At 48.7% G+C, this 2,116-nt stretch carries 2 protein-coding genes; both read left to right on the top strand.

Going from position 1 to position 2,116, the window contains the following annotated elements:
* Positions 1-11: 11 nt before the first annotated feature.
* Positions 12-1,136 (top strand): bifunctional 2-methylcitrate synthase/citrate synthase, encoded by a 1,125-nt coding sequence (gene prpC, locus B3180_RS11640; RefSeq protein WP_054487520.1) that lies wholly within the window; start codon positions 12-14, stop codon positions 1,134-1,136.
* 81 nt (positions 1,137-1,217) lie between these two features.
* A partial coding sequence (locus B3180_RS11635; protein WP_286844698.1) for an aconitase family protein occupies positions 1,218-2,116 on the top strand: 899 nt, incomplete at its 3' end.

The following is a 2,116-nucleotide window of genomic DNA, read 5'->3' as shown; positions in this document are numbered from 1 at the left end:
GGAACAACATTATGGCAGAGAAGAAACTAAGCGGCGCAGGTTTGCGCGGACAGTCAGCCGGAGAAACCGCACTATGTACTGTTGGTAAAAGCGGCTCAGGTTTAACCTACCGTGGTTATGACATCTCTGAACTGGCGGAAAAAGTCAGTTTTGAAGAAGTGGCTTACCTTTTAGCGAAAGGCGAGCTGCCCAATAAACAGCAGTTAGAAGACTATAAAAAGCGTTTGAAGTCACTGCGCACCTTACCTCAGGAAGTCAAAGACGTACTTGAGCGTATTCCAAAGTCAGCGCACCCAATGGACGTTATGCGTACCGGCTGTTCTATGCTGGGGAACCTGGAAACAGAAGAAAGCTTTGATGAAGCGGACGATCACATTGAACGCATGCTCGCGACTTTCCCGGGTATTGTACTGTACTGGTACCGCTTTACTCATGACGGTGTTCGTATTGATACTGATTCTGAAGAAGAATCTATTGGTGCTCACTTTCTGCGTCTGTTGCACGACAAAGCACCTTCAGAGCTGCATGCGGCAGTAATGAATACCTCATTAATTCTGTATGCTGAGCACGAGTTTAATGCATCAACCTTTACGGCTCGCGTTTGTGCGTCAACCTTGTCAGATATTCACTCTTGTGTAACCGGTGCTATTGGTTCATTACGCGGCCCACTTCATGGCGGTGCAAACGAAGCGGCAATGGAGCTGATTGAAGGCATGAAAGATGCTGATGATGCTGAGCAGAAGCTGAAAGGCATGCTTGAACGCAAAGAGAAAATCATGGGCTTTGGCCACGCCATTTACCGTGACTTTGACCCGCGTAACGATGTGATTAAAGCCTGGTCTAAGAAGTTGTCTGAAGAAGTGGGTGATAGCCGCTTATACGACGTTTCAGTGCGTTGTGAAAAAGTCATGTGGGACGAGAAGAAACTCTTCCCGAACGCGGACTTCTTCCATGCATCGGCTTATCACTACATGGGCATTCCAACCAAACTGTTCACACCAATCTTTGTGATGTCACGTGTGACCGGCTGGACCGCTCATGTGAAAGAGCAGCGCGCTAACAACCGTATTATTCGCCCAAGTGCTGATTATACGGGCCCAGAGCCGCGCAAAGTTCCAGCTTTAGAAGAGCGCTAATCCGATTGGAACTGATATTTGTACAGGAGCAGTTATCGACTGCTCCTTTTTTCGTTTAACGATGACGATAAGTGGTAACTCATGACTTCATACCGTAAAAAACTCGCTGGTACCACGCTCGAGTACTTTGATGCTCAAGCTGCTGTGGATGCGATTGAACCCGGCGCTTATGCGCGCCTGCCATACACTTCTCGTGTACTAGCTGAAAACTTAGTTCGCCGCTGCCCTCAGGATATCCTGACGCAGTCGCTGGAACAGTTGATTTACCGTAAAAAAGAACACGACTTTCCCTGGTTTCCTGCACGGGTTGTCTGCCATGACATTCTGGGCCAGACGGCGCTGGTTGATCTAGCTGGCCTACGTGACGCTATTGCAGAAAAGGGCGGTGACCCTGCCAAAGTAAACCCTGTGGTTCCTACGCAGCTGATTGTTGACCATTCACTAGCCGTGGAACACGCCGGTTTTGATAAAGATGCTTTCGAGAAGAACCGGGCGATTGAAGACCGTCGTAACGACGATCGTTTTCACTTTATTAACTGGACCAAAACAGCGTTTAAAAACGTTGATGTCATTCCTCCTGGCAACGGCATTATGCACCAGATAAACCTGGAGAAAATGTCTCCGGTGGTGCAGGTTCGCGACAATGTCGCTTTTGTTGATACCTGTGTGGGTACTGACAGCCATACGCCAATGGTTGATGCCTTAGGTGTTATTTCTGTGGGCGTTGGTGGTCTGGAAGCGGAAAGCGTTATGCTTGGGCGAGCATCTTACATGCGCTTGCCTGATATTGTAGGCGTTGAGCTTAGCGGCAAGCTGCAACCGGGCATTACCAGTACCGATTTAGTGTTGGAAATGACCGAGTTTTTGCGTAAAGAGCGTGTTGTTGGTGCGTATCTGGAATTTTATGGTGAAGGTGCAGAAGCCTTAACGGTAGGCGACCGTGCAACCATTTCAAATATGACACCGGAATACGGCGCGAC

Source organism: Idiomarina sp. UBA4206, assembly GCF_002383015.1.
In the GTDB taxonomy this organism is placed as follows: Bacteria; Pseudomonadota; Gammaproteobacteria; order Enterobacterales; family Alteromonadaceae; genus Idiomarina; species Idiomarina abyssalis.
Note: the sequence above shows the minus strand (reverse complement) of the source record. Positions and strands in the feature narration are given on the sequence as shown.

Excerpts from the sequence above, each read along its gene's own strand:
- prpC (WP_054487520.1), top strand. The coding sequence starts at position 12 with ATGGCAGAGAAGAAACTAAGCGGCGCAGGTTTGCGCGGACAGTCAGCC.